This is a genomic window from Ochrobactrum quorumnocens, from assembly GCF_002278035.1.
GTDB lineage: Bacteria > Pseudomonadota > Alphaproteobacteria > Rhizobiales > Rhizobiaceae > Brucella > Brucella quorumnocens.
On record NZ_CP022604.1, the window covers coordinates 271,484 to 290,445 of the forward strand.

The following is an 18,962-nucleotide window of genomic DNA, read 5'->3' on the forward strand; positions in this document are numbered from 1 at the left end:
CAGTCGCTAACATACTGCGTAACATCAGAAAATCATTCTCAGGAGAAAAATGGTGCCCGGAGACGGATTTGAACCGCCGACACGCGGATTTTCAATCCGCTGCTCTACCAACTGAGCTATCCGGGCATCCTATCAGTGATTTCTCACTGGGTGGCGGTGTTGGTGTCCGCCGGAAGTGGGTGGGTTATAGCATTAAATTTCGCGCTGTCCAGCACCCCATCGCAATTTTTATAAGATTTCTTATAAACACGCTAAAGTGCCGATTTCACTGTGGAAATCCCTATTGAACAGCCTCAGTTGTCGTTTTCTTCTTCCTCCTCAATCGTTTTTCCAGGAATGACATAGCTTCCTGAAAGCCAACGATTAAGATCAATGCTTTTGCAACGTGGCGAGCAGAATGGATACGTGTCACGGACCGACGGCTTACCGCATTCAGGGCAGGGGCGAGTCGGGCGCAACGGTGTAACGCGCGAACCGGCAGCTGCGGATATATCTTTCTTGTCGCTCATGGAAGTTCTCAGACCTTGCCGTTTATCCAGTTATCGTAAACGGGATAGTCGCCATCGGCCAGCAGGCTCACAGTTTCCTGCAAGGGGAGGCCAACCACATTGGTGTATGATCCAACAAGCTTGACCACAAAGCTGCCAGCGAGCCCTTGAATGGCATAACCACCAGCCTTGCCACGCCATTCGCCAGAAGCGAGATAGGCGTCGATCTGTTTGCGTGTCAGCCGCTCGAAACGCAGGCGCGTTTCGATAAGCGTCTGACGCAAATTGCCATTGGGCAGAATGAGGCACACGCCAGTGAAAACCTTATGCGTGCGTCCTGACAAAAGGCGCAGGCATTCCCGTGCTTCGTCGTTGATCTCTGCCTTGGGCAGAACACGACGCCCCACAGCTACAACCGTGTCAGCCGCCAGAACAAAAGCATTTGCGAAGTTTTCGTCGCCCTTTAATTGTTCCTGTGCGGCTTTTGCCTTTTCGCGCGCAAGACGACGCGCCAGTGAACGCGGATGTTCGGCGCGCTCAGGCGTTTCGTCAATATCAGCTGGCTGAATATGATCTGGCTCAATGCCGACCTGCCCCAGAAGCTCGATCCTGCGGGGAGAGCCGGAGGCAAGAACCAGCTTATGTTGCGCGCTCATAGACAAGTTTTTTCCTGAGACAAGGTTTTCCTGAAAGGTAGTTAGTCGCTTACTTGAAGCGGTAGGTGATACGGCCTTTGGTAAGGTCGTAAGGGGTCATTTCGACCAGAACCTTGTCGCCAGCGAGAACGCGGATGCGGTTCTTGCGCATGCGGCCTGCGGTGTGGGCAATAATCTCATGTTCGTTTTCGAGCTTCACGCGGAACATTGCATTCGGCAGCAGTTCCGTAACAACACCCGGAAATTCGAGGACTTCTTCTTTCGCCATGCGATACCTGTTACTTTCTTTGATAAAATTGGCCCGAAATCGGGCCGCAGCTTTAAATTTGGCCGGAACCTATATGATTAGACGGCATTTGTGAACAACCGAATTGGATTAGGCTCAGGAGCTTTTAATTCGGTGCCAATCTCTGTGTGATTTGCCGCTTCAGGCGGTCTCGTACATCACGATAAGCATTCATGATCTGCTCACGGCTTCCCGTCATAAGTGTGGGATCGGGCGTAGGCCAATATTCCACATCGACGGAAAAGCCACGCATCCGCTCCAGCACCGTATGATGCGCAAGCGGGGTGAGCGTGATGATAAGATCGAAATAGCCGTCTGCCAGTTCTTCCAGTCCGCGCGGTTGCCGGGCATCGAGTGACAGGCCTTCTTCATTGAGCACTGCATCGACAAACGGGTCACGCTCGCCGCGCTGAACACCGGCAGAAGCTATATACATATTGGGTGGAAGCAGCTTTCTTGCAAGAAGTTCGGCAATTGGTGAACGGATAGAATTCTTTCCACAGACAAAAAGCACTGAAGTGGGCCGTTTGGCGGCTTCACTTTCTTCAGCAGGGGCAATCGCTTCCTGAGCACTCATCAAGAATCAGCCCCGCCAGTGCAGCACGCAGACGAGCGTGAAAAGACGCCGCGCAGTCGCAAAATCGACTTCGATTTTGCCGTTCAGTCGCGTTTGAAGAGTTTGTGAGCCTTCATTGTGCAAGCCGCGCCGCCCCATATCGATCGCCTCGATCTTGCTGGGGCTCGCAGAGCGAATGGCCTCATAATAGCTTTCGCAAACCAGAAAATAGTCGCGCACAACGCGCCGCAATGGGGTTAGCGAGAGGATGTGAGTAGCAACGTCATCACCGCTTTCACGCATGATGGAAAAAATCAGACGTGATTCCATCAGTGAAAGCTTCAGCTTGTAAGGACCACCCGTATCATCGCCGACCGGGTGAAAAGCGTTTTCTTCAATCAGGTCAAAAATCGCGACCGCGCGTTCATGCTCGACGTCAGGCGTCGAGCGGCCGATGGATTCATCGAGCTCGACGTCAACTAGACGGGCATTAGGAACGCCGGCGGTCATGATACCTCATAGATTGAGCCGGATGGCGACAGATTGCGCGTGGGCGTCGAGGCCTTCGGCACGAGCGATTTCTATGGCTGCGGGGCCGAGGGCGCGCAACTGATCCGGGCCAAGTTTGAGAAGCGAGGTGCGCTTCATATAATCAAGAACCGAAAGGCCGGACGAGAATCGTGCAGAGCGCGCTGTTGGCAGAACGTGATTGCATCCGCCGACATAATCACCAATCACTTCCGGCGTATGGGCGCCGATGAAGATCGAACCGGCATTGCGAATTTTGGGCAGCAGCGCTTCAGGATCTGCGGTGGCGATTTCCAGATGCTCGGCGGCAATTCGGTTTGCCAGTGGAATGGCAGCGTCGAAATCTTTGACCAGAATGACAGCACCAAAATCGCGCCAGCTTGCGGCGGCTGTTTCAGCGCGTGGCAGCGTCTTGAGCTGACGCTCCACGGCTTCTTCGACAGCCTTTGCAAAAGGCTCATCATTGGTCATCAGTATCGACTGTGCTGCGGTGTCATGTTCCGCCTGCGCCAGAATGTCAGCGGCCAGCCAATCTGGATTGTTGTCCTTATCGGCAATCACCAGCACTTCGGAAGGCCCTGCGATCATGTCGATGCCCACCGTGCCGAACACAATGCGCTTGGCGGCTGCCACATAGGCGTTGCCGGGGCCAACGATCTTGGCGACCGGCTCAATGGTTTCGGTGCCATAAGCGAGAGCTGCAATGGCTTGAGCACCACCCACGCGGTAGACTTCCGATACACCTGCGAGACGTGCTGCCACCAGAACCAGTGGGTTCAGCTTGCCATCGGGCGAGGGGACAACCATGACGATCCGGTCAACGCCTGCAACCTTCGCAGGCACTGCATTCATCAGCACAGAACTTGGATAGCTTGCCGTGCCGCCAGGTACATAAAGGCCTACCGCTTCAATTGCCGTCCAGCGAGAACCAAGTTCAACGCCAAGCGCATCGGTATAACGGTCGTCTTTGGGCAGCTGTCGTGCGTGATGCTTTTCGATGCGTTCATGAGCAAGCTTCAATGCTTCAATAGTCGAGGCGGGTGCCTCATCAAAGGCCGCATCGATTTCCGCTTCCGTCACGCGGATGCCGGTCTTATGAAGATCGATACGATCAAACCGCTGGGAATATTCAATAAGCGCTGTATCGCCTTCGCGGCGCACGCGATCAACGATTTCGCGGGCAGCCCGATCCACATCTTCCGAGACTTCGCGCTTACCGGTCAGGAAAGTAGCAAAGTTCTGTTCAAAATCGGGATCGGTTTGTCTGAGCGTCGTGACCACGCTGGTATTCCTTTAAAAGTCAGTCTGGTAATTGGCAGTCTGGGCGTAGCCCGTCAGTTATGTGAAGCAGTCGTCCGCGACAATCAGGTGTCGTGTCGCGGCACAGAAGCTGTTTCCCAGGCAGGCCCCAGATCCGTCAACTGTGCTTCTATGCATTCCACATCCAGTCGGATAGCCGCATTTGCCGAAAAAGTCAGTTCGATTGTTCCAGCTGGCGCTTCGCTGACAATAAAACGGATGGCGAGCAGCGAGAGAACCTCATCCGGTTTCTGCCGATCAATGCCTGTTGCTTTCGCGACCGTTACACGATTGAAATGCAATGTGGCGCGACGGCGCTGATACTGGGGTTTGCGAAACAGCTTTGGCTTGGCTTCTTCCCAAGCAAAACGGTTGGCAGTCAGGACAAAGCGTTTGTCCTTCGCAAGATATTGAAGATCGGAGACTTTTAGGACTGCATCCTGAAGATGGGCGGACAGGACCTGCAAATCCTCCTCATCCAGTGCCACAAGCTTCAACATTTCCATATCTGGCATCGTTCCCTGCTATTTTTCAGATCGCGTAGTGCAACTTTACATGCCAGCACAAAAAAATCGACAGGCTTTTCAGCCTGTTGATTAATAAGCCTGAAATGAAAGAAAAGCCGGAAACAAGTTTCCGGCTTTTAGATTTTAACCGCTGATGCGTTCGACATTCGCGCCGCAACGCGAGAGCTTTTCTTCCAGGCGTTCAAAGCCGCGATCAAGGTGATAGACGCGGTTGACGATGGTTTCGCCTTCGGCAGCAAGGCCTGCGATGACGAGAGAAACCGAGGCACGCAGATCGGTCGCCATAACCTGCGCACCCTTGAGACGATCAACGCCTTCAACGGTTGCGGTCTGGCCGGACAACGAAATCTTTGCGCCAAGACGCGCCAGTTCCTGCACGTGCATGAAGCGATTCTCGAAGATCGTTTCGGTAATGCGCGAGGTTCCCTTTGCCATGGTCATCAGGCCCATGAACTGCGCCTGAAGATCGGTCGGGAAGCCGGGGAATGGATCGGTCGTCACATCAACCGGATGAATTCCGTGACCATTGCGCACAACGCGCAGGCCGCTGTTGGTTTCGGTGATTTCCGCACCAGCCTTACGCAATGTGTCAAGCGCTGCTGTAAGCTGGCTTTCCTGTGCGCCTTCGAGCAGCACATCGCCACCGGTCATGGCAACGACCATGGCATAAGTACCGGTTTCGATGCGGTCAGGAATGACGCGAACACGTGCACCTGACAGGCTGGTGACGCCTTCAACATGGATCGTGCTGGTTCCGGCACCGCTGATCTTTGCGCCCATTGCATTCAGGCAATCCGCAAGATTGACGACCTCTGGTTCGCGGGCTGCGTTTTCGATAACCGTTTCGCCGCGGGCAAGGGCTGCAGCCATCAGCATGACATGGGTCGCGCCGACGGAAACCTTCGGGAACTTGTATCGTGAGCCGACAAGGCCACCCTTTGGCGCGCGCGCCTTGGCATAACCGTTTTCAATGTCGATCTGAGCGCCGAGTGCCTGAAGGCATTCGAGCAGCAGGTCAACCGGACGCGTGCCGATCGCACAGCCGCCGGGCAGGGACACATTGGCTTCACCCATGCGCGCCAGAAGCGGTCCGATTACCCAGAAGCTCGCGCGCATCTTGGAAACCAGCTCGTAAGGAGCGGTGGTGTCGACGATGTTGCGGGCTGTGAAATGAATGGTGCGCGAATAGGCTCCATTCTGGTGTTCGCGGCGTCCATTAACCGAATAATCAACGCCATGATTGGAAAGAATGCGGATCAGCTGCTCGACATCGGCGAGGTGCGGCACGTTTTCCAGCGTCAGCGTATCGTCGGTGAGAAGGGAGGCGATCATCAAAGGAAGCGCAGCATTTTTCGCGCCAGAGATAGGAATAACGCCGTTGAGCTTGTTGCCGCCGACGATTTTGATGCGATCCATGCTGTTTCACCTTCTGGGCCGAAGCCATTGCCCGGTAATCGATTTTTGCAAATTCCGCAGCGTTCAAGCATGCGGCGTTGCATTATGAAATGACTGTTCTTGCGGCAAAATTACGTCGATCACGAATCGTACCCGGACCGCAACGCCATCAAGAATTGAACTGCGCTTTTAACGCAGGTGCTCCCTATCTTCAAGGAAGGCTTTGCTGCGATTGTTTCAGCTTAAATCGAACTCCTTAAAGCTTGCCTACAGCATAATTCCTTAAAATTGAATCAGTTTAAGGTAAAATTATGCTGTAAATATAGAGTGTTAGAGCGACCTTTGTGCGCCCAAGAAGGTGCACGGCGCTCTAGTGGTCCGATTCCGGCATTTGCATCTATCTGCTACGAGTGTGGCTCAAATGTCGGGATATGAAGCGCTACCCGCTTCTCGGGCAATTTGCAGTTCAGCGCAGAAAATCGGTTCTTACATTTTGTGAAACGGCTCTAATCATTATCTTCTTTGCCGGCTGTAATGCCGTCATTTCGCTCATCTGCATCGCCCGCGCGTCGCGAACGTGATTGCACTTTGCGGCGCATCAGATTCGCACGGAGCTGCTCCGCGCGCCGCTTTTCGCGTGGATCAGATTGGGCTTCGTTGTCGTTTTTTGTCTTTTTTTCGCTCATAGGTCTCATGTACTACGGTAAAAAGCCTACGAAAAGCCGGTTTCAAAGCGAGTATCCAATGATTTCCACATTAAGTGAAAAGAAATGCGATTGCTTGCTTGCGGTTTGCGTAATGATGTGGCAGAAGTCCGCCGCGTTCAAGAGAATGCTGCGGTAGCTCAGTGGTAGAGCACTCCATTGGTAATGGAGAGGTCGAGAGTTCAATCCTCTCTCGCAGCACCAGTTTCCTCCAGGTTGGAAACCAAGGCCGTATCCCCCCGAGATTAAAGTTCAAACTTCACAATGATAGATATCATTGCGGTTCGCCATGACTTGCGATGACCTGCGATTTGATTTTGTGAATGGAAAAGCAAATTCATATCACTCGTCCGAGTCTCTTTACAAAGAAGAATTCCTGCAGAAACTTATCGGCTACAGCATAATTCCTTAAACTTGAATCAGTTTAAGGAATTATGCTGTAAATATAAAGTGTTAGAGCGACCTTTGTACGCCCAAGAGGGTGCACGGCGCTCTAAGTAGCTGAATAGTTTTAGTAAATCAGCGTTTCCGCTGATCTAAAAACATTGAATTTTATATAGAAAGAATGGCGCACCCGAAAGGATTCGAACCTCTGACCCCCAGATTCGTAGTCTGGTGCTCTATCCAGCTGAGCTACGGGTGCTTGCCTGTGTGCCGCGATTGCTGCGGCGATGGGCGGTTGATAATCGGACGGATTACTAAAAGCAAGCACCTTCTTGGAAAAAAATGCGCTTATGTGAAGTTTTCTTGTCAAAGCCCGCATTTCCAAGGGTTTCCGCCGTGTTTTAGAACGTGGAAAACTAACCTATAGCGCGAAAACCTTCCGCCGCACTCGTTTTAAGGCAGTCGCAAACAGGAATCAGCTGTATCAACGCTCTGTTTTTTATGAGCATTTTTTGAGTGCACCGTAAAAATCAGGCCACTTCGCTTTCAGATTGGCTGTTTCGCTTGTCATTCCAATTCGGCAGGTCAGGAAGACGAATCTCGAAATGCGCGCCGATGGGCCGATCTTCACGCAGTTCGATCGTGCCGCCATGCGCGCGCACCAGCTCTTGTGCAATCGCCAAGCCGAGGCCTGTGCCGTCGCTGCGTGTAGAGCCCTTAAACGCAGTAAAGAGATTATCGCGTGCTTTCTGCGGCAGGCCAGGGCCAGTGTCTTCGACGCCGATAATTGTTGTGGTCCCGATTCTACCTGCAGATAGCGTGAGGCGCTTGACGGTAGACACATCGCTACGCCGATCACGCTCCATGGCCTGAACAGAGTTGCGGCACAGATTGTGCAATACACGGAACAGCTGTTCGGAATCGACATTCAGTTCGAAATCAATGGGGATGAGATTTTCGAACTCGATACCGCTCTCCGTTTTCAGATTGAGCGTTTCCTGCACATCAAGAATGACGGTGCTCAGTTGTACGCGGCGCGGGGCAGGTGGGGCCTCTTGCGAGCGGCCATAGGCCATAACGCTTTCAGAGTAATTGATGGCGCGGCTCAACGTGTGGATGAGCTTTGGCGCGAAGCGCTGCACCATCGGGTCCTGAGTGTCGGCCAGTCGATCTGACATGAGCTGCGCCGATGCCAGAATGTTGCGCATATCATGATTGATCTTGGAAACAGCGAGGCCGAGATCGGCCAGATGTTTCTGTTCTTTCAGGGTGCGCTGCAAATCGCTCTGGATGTGTGCGATCTGTCGTTGCGCTATACCGAATTCATCCTTGCGGTTTTCAGGCACGAGAATCCGGGTTGGATTGTCGGGTGCCGAGGCAAAATCAATCATATTGCGATGCATAAGGCGCACAGGACGCAGCAGCATCTCATGAATGATCAGATAGATAAGGCTCGCGGCTATAACCGAGATAAGCAGAGAGATGATCGCTACATTGGTCGCGTAACTCAGCATGGCATGGCGCAGCGGGGCGTCCGATGTGACGATTTCGATAATCCGTCCCGGATTGGCCGATGGCGGGTTCGATCCATAAACGCGCAACGTGCGATTGCCGCCATTAAAGAGCGTTCCAAATGCATCCCAGATGGCAGCGGCTTCACTGATATTATTGAGATCGACCACCTGATCGATCGTGCCCGGCATTTCGCTCATTGCCAGAAGATGGGATGCACCGGCTTCACGCAACGCAATTGCTTTGGTACCGGTTGCGAGCAGAACCTTATCCTGAACCTCGCGTGGAATATTGATGTTGCCGCTCGCAATAAGCACTTCGCTCACAGCATCTACGGTGTCGAGGCGTGAACTCATCCAACGCACACGCATATTGGCGATGGAAGGCACGAAGATCAGAACTTCAGCGATAAGAACGGCAAGAGCGGTTAGGATAAGGAGCTTGCTTGAAAGCCGGTTTCGCCAGCGAAGACGCGTGAAATGGATAGGCGACATCTTATCGTCTTTGGGAGATGCCACAGCGGAATGCTGCGCAGCTGCATCGGCAACGACCCCACCCGTATCCATGGTTTTTTCAACAGCCGCCATACGTCAAATCCAAACCGACAGGCTGTGTGGCTGCAATGCAGCCGTGCCTTATCCAGAAAGCTCATCACAATGCGATACATATAAATATCGTCTTCTATATATGGTGGCACACGATAATTCCAACGGACTTTGTCGTTTTTGATTGAAACAACTGAGAGCATATCCCGAAAAGTGGGCGCCGATTTTCGGAACAAGATGTGCGTAACACAAAAAGTGAAACGCATTTCTAATGATTCAACTTAATCCAGAAATGCTGTAGCCCACTCCTTTGCCAGCATTACCGAAATTTAACTCGACGTGCTGAATCGCGACGTGCAAACTCGCAAAAAGGGAAATCTGTGATGCTTCAATGGCGGCACTTTCGGTGCAATCTATTGGGGCGATCATTATTTTGATACTGTTTGCAGCTTATCCTGCGCCCAACGTGAATATGAATGGTTTGAATCAGCGGCTTGTCGAGGCATTCGATAAGGCCCTGCCGGAGAGTTGAATGAAGTCTTGGAAGCAGATTGTTCTGTGCCTGCTTGTTATTATTGCCGCCAGTGGCGGTTGGTACATCTATAAAAACAAGGACTCTTCGGCGCAAACGGCATCAGGCGCAGCTCCCGGACAGCAGACGCATGGATCAGCCTCAGGACGCGGTGCTCCGCTGGTTGTTGTTGAACCGGCAGGCGAGGAGACGATCAACAGTCGCCTCACAGCCATTGGTTCCGCACGCGCGCTGAGCACAGTTTCAGTCACGCCTTATTCGAGCGGTTATATGGATGAGCTGCTTGTGAAAGCAGGCGATTCCATCAAGGCTGGTGATCCGATTGCAGTGCTGGATAATGAAACCGAGACCATTGCGGTCAGCAAGGCGCAGATCGCGCTGAAAGATGCGGAAACCACCCGCCAGCGCATCGTACGTTTGCGGGCCACGAATACGGCAACGGTGGTGCAGGAAGTTGAAGCTGATCTGGCTTTGTCCAACGCCAAGCTTGTATTGGAAGATGCACAGCTCGCACTGAGCCGCCGCACGGTACGCGCACCGATTTCCGGTGTTGTTGGTATCTTGCCGGTTAATGCCGGGAACTATGTCACGGCACAAACTTCAATCGCCCGCATTGATGATCGCTCCAAGGTACTGATCGACATCTGGGTGCCGGAACGTTTTGCGCCACAGATCAAAGTTGGTCAGCCGCTGACAGCCGAATCCACAGCATTTCCCGGCGTGACGCATAAGGGTGAAATCAACGCTGTTGATAATATGCTCGATGAAGCCAGCCGTACGTTGCATGTTCGTGCCGAGATCAACAACGATCAGGACCGCTTGCGTGCTGGCATGTCGTTCTCGGTGACTGTTTTGTTCCCGGGAGATAATTATCCTTCCGTTGATCCGCTGGCTATCCAGTGGGGTGCTGACGGCTCTTACGTCTGGCGCGTGGAAGAAGGCGTCGCGAAGAAGGTTGCTGCGCGCATCGTACAGCGCAATTCGACCAACATATTGATCGACGGTGCAGTTAAGGAAGGCGACATGATCGTTACGCAAGGCGTGCAGACTGTGCGCGATGATGCACCGGTCCGTTTGCAGGATGAGCAGGGCACCGCCCGCATTGATCCTTCCGCCAAAAGCCGCGTTGCAGGGTGAGGATAAAGCGTGAGCAATCCTAATTCGCCTTCGGGCAATACCGGTGGATCGACAGCGCTGTTCATTCGGCGCCCGGTCTTTGCCTTCGTCATCAATGTTTTGATCATCGTTGCGGGCCTTGCGGCCTTTACCGGTGTCGACATCCGGGAGCTGCCGGATGTGGACCGGCCAGTCGTTACCATCAGCACCGATTTCAGTGGCGCTTCGGCTGAAACCATTGACCGTCAGCTGACACAGGTGCTTGAAAATGCCGTTGCCCGCGTATCGGGCGTGAAATCCATTTCGTCGTCGTCTTCTTTTGAGCGCAGCCGTGTCACGGTTGAGTTCAACGACGGCGTTGATCTTAATGTCGCTGCAGCCGATATGCGTGACGCCATTTCACGTGTGGCAAACGATGTGCCTGAGGAAGCTGATCCTTCGCGCATCATCAAGGCCGATTCCAATGCCGATCCGGTCATGCGCCTCGCTGTAACGTCCGACACAATGGCGGTCGACGATATGACGGTGTTGGTTGAAGATCAGATCCAGGATGTTCTCTCGGCTGTTCCCGGTGTCGCCGATGTGCAGATCAATGGTGATCGCGACAAGATTTTCCGTATCGATATCAATCAGGCGCGCTTGGCAAGCTACGGGTTGACCATCGCGGATATTTCCAGCGCACTTTCGTCCATGGGCCTTGATGCGCCAGCGGGCTCGTTGCGTAGTTCCGATCAGTCGATTGTGGTTCGTGCCACGGCCAATCTTGAACGGCCAGAAGACTTCGAAAGTGTCTATGTTAAAGGGCGCACGCAGATCCGCGATGTTGCGACGGTAACACTGGGTCCGGATATTGAAAGTTCGGCTGTCCGGTCGAACGGCAAGACAGCCATTGGTCTTGGCATCGTGCGTCAGGCGCAGTCGAACACGCTTGATATTTCGGAAGGTATTCGGGCAGCAGTCGCCAATCTGAAAAACACATTGCCGCCCGGCGTCGATGTGACAGTGACCAGTGACGACGCGAGCTTTATTAACGGTGCTATCCACGAAGTTGAAATTGCGCTGATTGCCTCGGTCATCATCGTTGTCGTCATCATCTTCATGTTCTTGTGGGATATCCGTGCAACGCTTATTCCTGCTCTGGCCATGCCTGTGGCATTGATCGGCACAATTGCGGCGATCTATCTGAGCGGTTTCTCGGTCAATATTCTCACCTTGCTGGCATTGGTGCTGGCCACCGGCCTTGTGGTGGATGATGCGATCGTTGTGCTCGAAAATATCGTGCGACGACGCAATCAGGGCATGGGTCCGCGTGCTGCTGCAGTCCTTGGCACACAGGAAGTATTCTTCGCTGTTATTGCAACGACACTGACACTTGTGGCTGTGTTTGTACCAATTTCCTTCCTACCCGGTCAGGCTGGCGGTCTGTTCCGCGAATTCGGTTTCGTGCTGGCAATTGCTATTTTGCTGTCATCGATTGTTGCGCTGACTTTGTGTCCGATGCTGGCATCGCGGTTCCTTAAAGAAGGTGTTGAAGCCTCTGAGGGTGGCGGTCATGGTCCAAAGTTTTTGCGTCGGATTGGCAGTGGGTTGGCGAACTTCTATCGCAAGAGCCTGCATGCCTGTCTCTCCGCACCGTTCATTGTCGTTCTGGTTGCAGTGCTTTTTGCCGGTGCTTCCTATGTCGGCTTTGGCATGTTGCGACAGGAGCTGACACCGACGGAAGATCGCGCCGTTGCAGTGTTGCGCATCAATGGGCCACAGGGCATCAGTGTCGAGTTTCTTCAGTCGCAGCTTGAGAAGATCGAAACGGCTATCCAGCCCTTGCGCGATAGCGGCGAAATCCTGACCACTTATGGCATTGCCGGGTCAGGCGGTTCGTCAAACAACGGCTTTATGGTTCTGACGCTGGCACCGTGGAAAGAGCGCAGCCGCTCACAGCAGGAAATCATGGCTGATATCACTGCGCGTACACGCGGGATTACGGCTGTGCGTATTTTCACGGCGCAGCCCAACAGTCTGGGTATTCGCGGTGCAGGCAATGGCTTGCAGTTTGCTGTGCTCGGTCAGGATTATGCGAAACTGCGTCCTGCCACTGACGCTATCGTTTCAGCGCTCGAAAAAGATCCTCGTTTTGTGCAGCCGCGTTTGTCTGTCGAACCGACACAGCCGCAGCTTTCTGTCGAGATCAACCGTGAGCGTGCATCTGATCTGGGCATTGATATCACCGGTCTCGCCAATGCGGTTCAGGCTGTCCTTGATGGTCGTAAAATCGGTTCGGTCTATGTTGGCGACAGAAGTTTCGATGTGAAGCTTGTATCGACAACCAACCCGATCAACGATCCAACCGATCTGGAAAACGTCTTCCTGAAGACGACAGATGGTCGTTATGTGCCAATGTCTTCCATCGCAACGGTGGTCGAAAAAGCGGTTCCACCACAGCTCAACCGCGAAGAACGACAGCGTTCTATAGCGATTACAAGTGACCTGCGCAGCGATTTCGCCTTGGGCGACGCCTATGCTGCCGCACTGGAAATAGCCCTTCCGCTATTGCCACCCGGCGCGCATATCATCCCCCTTGCCGAAGCCTCGACACTGAGCGAAACCTCGACGGGCATTGCACTGGTATTTGGCTTTGCCATCATCATTATCCTGCTGGTTCTGGCGGCACAGTTTGAAAGCTTTGTGAGTGCGCTGATCGTTATGGCAACCGTGCCGTTGGGTCTTGGTTGTGCGGTCTTCGCGATGATCCTCACTGGCACGACGCTGAATGTGTACAGCCAGATCGGCCTTGTGCTGCTGGTCGGCATCATGGCCAAGAACGGTATTCTGATTGTCGAATTTGCCGATCAGTTACGCGACAAGGGCATGAATGTTCGACAGGCCATTGAAGAGGCGGCAAATATCCGCCTGCGTCCGGTCTGTATGACCATGATCTGTTCGGTTTTGGGTGGTGTGCCGTTGATTCTGGCAAGTGGCGCTGGCGCTGAAGCCCGTGTGGCGCTTGGCTGGGTGATTGTGGGCGGCTTGGGTCTTGCCACGATAGCAACCTTGTTTGTGACGCCGGTCGCCTATCTTCTTCTTGGTCGGTTCACCAAGCCAAGAGTTGAGGAAGAAGCGCGGCTTGAGCGCGAGCTGGTCAGGGCAGTCGCACTGGAAGAAAAGCTGAAGTAAACTTTGCAAAAAGAAAAAACCCCGGAAGAGCAATCTTCCGGGGTTCTTTGTTATGCACTTTGTTACTTCTTCATCGCATCCGTGATCTTGGAGGTCCATGCGCCTTCCGGCTTTTTGGTAATCACAGGATCGGAACCGCCACCGAGTAGTGTCTCGACCGTGCGGTCTGCTGCTGCCACGTCCAGCGTGCCGTCTGAACCGTCGATCAGCTTGCCGATTTCCTTGATCATCCGCTCCTGAACTTCCTGAGTCTGAGCGCCCGAAGCATCATTTTCGAGAATGATTTCGGCCGCCTCAGCAGGGTTTTCTGATGCATACTGCCAGCCCTTCATCGAAGCGCGGACAAAGCGGGCGAGCTTGTCGACCATTGCAGGATCATCAAGGCTCTTATCAAGCACATATAGCCCGTCTTCCAGCGTTGCCACGCCCTGTTCTTCATAAGGGAACACGACGAGCTGGTCGGCAGGAATCCCGGCATCGATCACCTGCCAATATTCGTTATAGGTCATGGTAGAAATGCAGTCGGCCTGCTTCTGGATCAGCGGATCGACATTGAAGCCCTGTTTGAGGACGGTCACGCCATCCTTGCCGCCTTCGGTCGGAATTTTCAGATGGCTCATCCATGACAGGAACGGATATTCATTGCCACCAAACCAAACGCCAAGCGTGCGGCCCTTGAAGTCCTCCGGCTTGGTAATGTTGGTGTCCTTGCGGCAGGTCAGCATCATACCGGATTTCTTAAAAGGCTGTGCGATATTGACGAGCGCCACACCTTTTTCGCGGGTTGCGAGTGCCGAAGGCATCCAGTCCACCACCACGTCCGCGCCGCCGCCAGCAATCACTTGTGGCGGAGCAACGTCCGGGCCACCCGGCTTGATGTCCACGTCTAAATTTTCGGCTTCGTAGAAGCCTTTGTCCTTGGCAACGTAATAGCCCGCAAATTGCCCCTGTGTGACCCACTTGAGCTGCAAGGTCAGCTTGTCCGCTGCCATTGCCGAGCTACTCATAAGCGCGAGCGCCAGTCCGGCTGTTCCAAGGCATAAAGAAATTGCCTTTTTCATTTCAGTTCTCCTCTGGTTAAGGCTCTACCTTATTTTTGTAGATGCCAAATATTCAGGCTTAAGCCCTCCTGTACGAAGGGTGCCAGAATGTCATTTTGCGCTCAATCATTGCGATCAGCCCATAAGAGAGCGACCCTGCAAGAGCGGCTACAAAGATTTCGGCCCAGACCATATCCACATTCATGCGGCCTATTTCAGCCGATATGCGGAAGCCCATACCGACAATCGGCGTGCCGAAAAACTCGGCGACAATCGCGCCGATCAGCGCCAGTGTGGAGTTGATTTTGAGCGCATTGAAGATGAAAGGCATGGCTGCAGGCAGGCGCAGTTTGACGAGTGTCTGCCAGTAGTTTGAGCCATAGGTTTCCATCAGGTCGCGTTCCATCGAACCGCTCGCAGCAAGCCCCGCAACGGTGTTTACCAGCATCGGGAAGAAGGTCATGATGATGACGACGGCTGCTTTCGACTGCCAGTCGAAGCCGAACCACATCACCATAATGGGCGCAACGCCGACGATGGGGAGGGCAGCAGCGAGATTGCCGAGCGGCAGCAACCCTTTTCGCAGGAATGGCACACGGTCAGCGATGATGGCGGTGATGAAGCCCAGACCGCAGCCCGCAACATAGCCAATGATAACAGCTTTAAGAAATGTCTGCTGAAAGTCGGCCCACAGGATTGGGATGGAACTGGTTATCCGCGCCCATATAACCGATGGTGCGGGCAAAAGCACCTGCGGCACGGCAAACAACCGCACAGTGACTTCCCAAAGGAGCAGCATTGCAAGGCCGAACAGGGCAGGGACCGCGATGTCCAGCAATTTCTGGCTGCGGGGATTGCGGGATTTCAGGCTTGCGACCCAACCGACAATCGCCCATGAGACGGCAATCAGCGCGATGATGATTATGACATTCGTCATGTTACCGCCCTTTCTGGCTTTGCACCCATGCGTCGATTGACGACGCTTGCGACAAACCCGACGAGGGCCACAAGCACTCCGGCCATGATCGCGGCTGCAATAAGTGCTGCCCATATCTGAACGGTCTGCCCGTAATAAGAACCGGCAAGCAAACGTGCGCCAAGGCCCGCGACTGCGCCCGTTGGCAATTCGCCGACGATAGCGCCCACAAGGCTGATGGCGACGGCGATCTGCATGGATGTGAACAGGAAGGGCATGGCAGCGGGCCAGCGCAGTTTCCAGAAAACTTGATTCTGTGACGCGTTGTAGGTCCGCATCAGATCAAGATGCATGACATCGGGGGATCGCAGACCTTTCACCATGCCCACGGCCACGGGAAAGAAGGAAAGGTAAGTCGATATGATGGCTTTTGGCAAAAGCCCCGATATGCCGATGGCGTTCAAAACCACGATAATCATCGGTGCGATGGCGAGAATGGGGATCGTCTGGGAGGTGATGATCCACGGCATCAGGCTTTTGTCGAGCGTGCGCGAATGCACGATGCCGACCGCCAGCAATACGCCAAGCGCCGATCCCAGCACGAAGCCAAGCAAGGTCGACGAAAGCGTTACCCAGCCATGATAGACCAAACTGCGCTTGGAACTCGGCTTAACATCAAAGACGGTTTTCCAGATTTCTTCGGCCACCTGATGCGGGGCAGGAAGGACAGGGCGGTCCTGATGCATCGTGTTGGCAACGATTGTCGAGAATGTAATCTCGGTCCCGGCGCGCTCCGCCTGATCGCGTTCAAACGGCGCATTGAGAAAGACCGCAAGCAGATACCAAAGCCCGATGATGATGGCGAGAACCGCCGTAACCGGTACAAATTTGTCGTGAAAAAGGGCTTTCATGTTTGCCGCCCCCCTTCACCTGATTTATGCCCCCGCCGTTTACTCATGCCCCCTGATTTACTCATGGATATGCCCCAGCCGCAGGCCTTCGCGCACGCGATGGGCTATCTTCAAAAACGCTTCCGATTCACGGATATCAAGCGTCCGATCAGGACCAAGATCGCAGTCGATGATTTCATGAATGCGGCCCGGACGCGGGCTCATGACGACAATTTTGGTGGACAGAAACACAGCTTCAGGAATGGAATGCGTTACGAAGATGACTGTCTTCTGCGTTGCGGCCCAGAGCTTGAGAAGCTGTTCGTTGAGGTGATCGCGAACGATCTCATCCAGCGCGCCGAAAGGCTCGTCCATCAACAGCATGTCCGGGTCAAACGACAGCGCACGTGCTATCGATGCCCGCTGCTGCATGCCGCCTGAAAGCTGCCATGGAAACTTCTTTTCAAAACCGGTGAGATTGACCAGTGCCAGGTTCTTTTCGATCAGCGCTTTGCGCTCGGCGGCACTATATCCCATCACCTCAAGCGGCAGGCTGATATTGTTTTCAATGGTGCGCCATGGAAACAAAGCGGCTGCCTGAAAGACATATCCGTATGAGCGATCCAGCCGCGCCTGCTCTGGCGTCTTGCCGTTGACGGTTACAATGCCAGAGGTTGGCTGTTCAAGATCGGCCACCACACGCATCAGCGTGGTCTTGCCGCAACCCGACGGGCCGATGAAGGAAACAAACTCGCCGCGCTTAATCGTGAGATTAATGTTGGACAGTGCATGAACCGGACCATCATTGGTCTCGAACACCAAGGAGAGATCCTCGACGTTAATCACCGTCTGCGCATCATCCAAGCCCCTCTTCGGGGCCACGCTATCATTCGAATTCATGCGTATTTCCCGAAGCTGAGCTGGAGCCATGTATCAGACCCCTATCGGCATATGTTCGGCGCTGCGTTCCACCTTGCGTGGCGCAACGATTTCCTTCCACTGCGACAATGCCTTGTTCACCGCACCATTTGGTTCGCGTTCAACAAAACGGCCATCGCCCGGTTGTGCTGTTACATGCCCCTTGTCGAAAGCAAGGCGACCGCGCGAGAACGTCTTGACCGGCAGGCCTTTCAGCTCAAAACCTTCGAAGACATTGTAATCAATGGATGAATGTTGCGTCTTGGCCGAGACCTTTTTAGTCGCTTCCGGGTCCCAGATGATGAGATCGGCATCAGCACCCGGCAGGATCGCACCCTTTCGCGGATAGATGTTGAGAATCTTCGCGATGTTGGTGGAGGTGACAGCCACGAACTCATTGGGCGTGAGACGGCCGGTGCGAACGCCACGTGTCCACAGCACAGGAAGCCTTTCTTCAAGCCCGCCTGTACCATTTGGAATCTTGGTGAAATTACCAATGCCATGACGCTTCTGCTCGGAGGTGAAGGCGCAATGATCGGTTGCAACACATTGCAGACTGCCTGCAGCTAAGCCTGCCCAGAGGCTATCCTGATTGAGCTTGTCGCGGAACGGCGGCGACATCACGCGGCGCGCGGCATAATCCCAATCGCGATTATGATACTCGCTCTCATCCAGTGTCAGGTGCTGGATCAGTGGTTCACCAAAAACGCGCATCCCTTTCTGACGCGCACGGCGGATCGCTTCATGGCTCTGCTCGCAGGAGACATGCACCACGTAAAGCGGCACACCCGCCTGATCGGCGATCACGATGGCGCGGTTAGTGGCTTCCCCTTCCACTTCCGGCGGGCGCGAATAGGCATGTGCTTCCGGTCCGTCATTACCAGCGGCCAGCAGCTTTGCCTGCAATTGTGCAACGATATCGCCGTTCTCAGCATGGACGAGCGGCATAGCGCCAAGTTCGGCGCAGCGCTGGAACGATGCGAACATCTCGTCATCATTGACCATCAAGGCGCCCTTATAGGCCATGAAGTGCTTGAAAGTATTGATGCCGCGTTTCACCACTTCCGGCATTTCATTGAAGGCGCGTTCGCTCCAGCCGGTAATTGCCATGTGAAATGAATAGTCGGTGCGGGCCTTGCCTGCCTTCTGGAACCACTCCTGCAACGCATCGAGCAGATTGCCTTCCGGTCCAGGCAGCACGAAATCAACGACCATCGTCGTGCCGCCAGCAAGCGCGGCTGCGGTGCCGGTATCGAAATCGTCGGATGAATAGGTGCCCATAAAGGGCATCTGCAAATGCGTATGCGGATCGATGCCGCCGGGCATGATGTAACAGCCCGAAGCGTCAATGGTTTCATCGCCGGTCAGATTATCACCCACGGCAACAATCTTCTCGCCTTCGATGAGAACGTCGGCTTTAAAGGTGCGGTCGGCAGTAATAACTGTGCCGCCCTTGATCACTTTACTGGCCCCAGAACTTACCATGTTCGCGTTCCCCT

General features: G+C 53.9%; 18 protein-coding genes and 3 tRNA genes. 4 read left to right on the forward strand and 17 right to left on the reverse strand.

Annotation, left to right across the window (positions count from 1 at the left end; all coding sequences use genetic code 11):
• Window positions 1-50: 50 nt before the first annotated feature.
• From CES85_RS10715 to CES85_RS27415, 10 genes are all read right to left on the reverse strand, one after another.
• A tRNA-Phe gene (locus tag CES85_RS10715) sits at window positions 51-126 on the reverse strand.
• A 167-nt stretch (window positions 127-293) separates the two neighbouring features.
• A complete protein-coding gene (yacG, locus tag CES85_RS10720) occupies window positions 294-509 on the reverse strand; it encodes a DNA gyrase inhibitor YacG (RefSeq protein WP_024898072.1) in 216 nt (71 codons plus the stop codon).
• Between the two features lie 8 nt (window positions 510-517).
• Window positions 518-1,144: a Maf-like protein gene (locus CES85_RS10725; RefSeq protein WP_095445985.1), complete on the reverse strand. Its 627-nt coding sequence runs from the start codon at window positions 1,142-1,144 to the stop codon at window positions 518-520.
• A 49-nt stretch (window positions 1,145-1,193) separates the two neighbouring features.
• On the reverse strand, window positions 1,194-1,412 hold the full coding sequence (infA, locus tag CES85_RS10730) for a translation initiation factor IF-1 (protein WP_002965531.1): 219 nt from the start codon (window positions 1,410-1,412) through the stop codon (window positions 1,194-1,196).
• A 124-nt stretch (window positions 1,413-1,536) separates the two neighbouring features.
• Window positions 1,537-2,007 (reverse strand): arsenate-mycothiol transferase ArsC, encoded by a 471-nt coding sequence (locus CES85_RS10735; protein WP_095445986.1) that lies wholly within the window; start codon window positions 2,005-2,007, stop codon window positions 1,537-1,539.
• Window positions 2,008-2,013: 6 nt separating this feature from the next.
• Window positions 2,014-2,496 carry a UPF0262 family protein gene (locus CES85_RS10740; protein WP_095445987.1) on the reverse strand — a complete coding sequence of 161 codons (483 nt, stop codon included), beginning with the start codon at window positions 2,494-2,496 and terminating at the stop codon, window positions 2,014-2,016.
• Between the two features lie 6 nt (window positions 2,497-2,502).
• Window positions 2,503-3,795, reverse strand: a complete 1,293-nt coding sequence (hisD, locus tag CES85_RS10745; protein ID WP_095445988.1) for a histidinol dehydrogenase — start codon at window positions 3,793-3,795, stop codon at window positions 2,503-2,505.
• Between the two features lie 83 nt (window positions 3,796-3,878).
• Window positions 3,879-4,319 carry a DUF2948 family protein gene (locus CES85_RS10750; protein ID WP_095447837.1) on the reverse strand — a complete coding sequence of 147 codons (441 nt, stop codon included), beginning with the start codon at window positions 4,317-4,319 and terminating at the stop codon, window positions 3,879-3,881.
• A 144-nt stretch (window positions 4,320-4,463) separates the two neighbouring features.
• On the reverse strand, window positions 4,464-5,756 hold the full coding sequence (gene murA / locus CES85_RS10755; RefSeq protein WP_095445989.1) for a UDP-N-acetylglucosamine 1-carboxyvinyltransferase: 1,293 nt from the start codon (window positions 5,754-5,756) through the stop codon (window positions 4,464-4,466).
• 485 nt (window positions 5,757-6,241) lie between these two features.
• Window positions 6,242-6,421 carry a hypothetical protein gene (locus tag CES85_RS27415; protein WP_095445990.1) on the reverse strand — a complete coding sequence of 60 codons (180 nt, stop codon included), beginning with the start codon at window positions 6,419-6,421 and terminating at the stop codon, window positions 6,242-6,244.
• A gap of 147 nt (window positions 6,422-6,568) precedes the next feature.
• Here CES85_RS27415 and CES85_RS10765 point away from each other — a divergent pair.
• Window positions 6,569-6,643: transfer RNA gene (locus CES85_RS10765), tRNA-Thr, on the forward strand.
• A gap of 362 nt (window positions 6,644-7,005) precedes the next feature.
• Here the strand turns inward: CES85_RS10765 and CES85_RS10770 are convergent.
• Both CES85_RS10770 and CES85_RS10775 read right to left on the reverse strand, forming a co-directional pair.
• Window positions 7,006-7,082, reverse strand: a tRNA-Arg gene (locus CES85_RS10770).
• Window positions 7,083-7,353: 271 nt separating this feature from the next.
• Window positions 7,354-8,922, reverse strand: coding sequence for a sensor histidine kinase (locus CES85_RS10775; protein WP_095445991.1), 1,569 nt, complete (start codon window positions 8,920-8,922; stop codon window positions 7,354-7,356).
• Between the two features lie 349 nt (window positions 8,923-9,271).
• Between CES85_RS10775 and CES85_RS27140 the strand changes: the two genes are divergently transcribed.
• The 3 genes from CES85_RS27140 to CES85_RS10785 are packed head-to-tail and all read left to right on the forward strand — an operon-like array spanning window position 9,272 to window position 13,699.
• On the forward strand, window positions 9,272-9,412 hold the full coding sequence (locus CES85_RS27140) for a hypothetical protein (protein WP_157743452.1): 141 nt from the start codon (window positions 9,272-9,274) through the stop codon (window positions 9,410-9,412).
• The gene (locus CES85_RS10780) at window positions 9,413-10,549 is read left to right on the forward strand and encodes an efflux RND transporter periplasmic adaptor subunit (RefSeq protein WP_095445992.1); all 1,137 of its coding nucleotides are present in this window, start codon (window positions 9,413-9,415) and stop codon (window positions 10,547-10,549) included. It begins immediately after the preceding gene.
• 9 nt (window positions 10,550-10,558) lie between these two features.
• Window positions 10,559-13,699 carry an efflux RND transporter permease subunit gene (locus tag CES85_RS10785; protein WP_095445993.1) on the forward strand — a complete coding sequence of 1,047 codons (3,141 nt, stop codon included), beginning with the start codon at window positions 10,559-10,561 and terminating at the stop codon, window positions 13,697-13,699.
• 62 nt (window positions 13,700-13,761) lie between these two features.
• Here CES85_RS10785 and CES85_RS10790 read toward each other — a convergent pair whose 3' ends face one another.
• Genes CES85_RS10790 through hydA form a run of 5 tightly spaced genes read right to left on the reverse strand, consistent with a single transcriptional unit; the run spans window position 13,762 to window position 18,948 of the window.
• Window positions 13,762-14,760, reverse strand: coding sequence for an ABC transporter substrate-binding protein (locus tag CES85_RS10790; RefSeq protein ID WP_095445994.1), 999 nt, complete (start codon window positions 14,758-14,760; stop codon window positions 13,762-13,764).
• A 58-nt stretch (window positions 14,761-14,818) separates the two neighbouring features.
• Window positions 14,819-15,676, reverse strand: a complete 858-nt coding sequence (locus CES85_RS10795) for an ABC transporter permease (RefSeq protein ID WP_095445995.1) — start codon at window positions 15,674-15,676, stop codon at window positions 14,819-14,821.
• Window positions 15,673-16,566, reverse strand: a complete 894-nt coding sequence (locus CES85_RS10800; RefSeq protein ID WP_095445996.1) for an ABC transporter permease — start codon at window positions 16,564-16,566, stop codon at window positions 15,673-15,675. Before CES85_RS10800 ends, CES85_RS10795 begins: the two co-directional genes overlap by 4 nt.
• Window positions 16,567-16,623: 57 nt before the next feature.
• Window positions 16,624-17,445, reverse strand: a complete 822-nt coding sequence (locus CES85_RS10805; protein ID WP_095445997.1) for an ABC transporter ATP-binding protein — start codon at window positions 17,443-17,445, stop codon at window positions 16,624-16,626.
• Window positions 17,446-17,478: 33 nt separating this feature from the next.
• Window positions 17,479-18,948, reverse strand: a complete 1,470-nt coding sequence (gene hydA, locus CES85_RS10810) for a dihydropyrimidinase (protein ID WP_095445998.1) — start codon at window positions 18,946-18,948, stop codon at window positions 17,479-17,481.
• Between the last annotated feature and the right edge of the window lie 14 nt (window positions 18,949-18,962).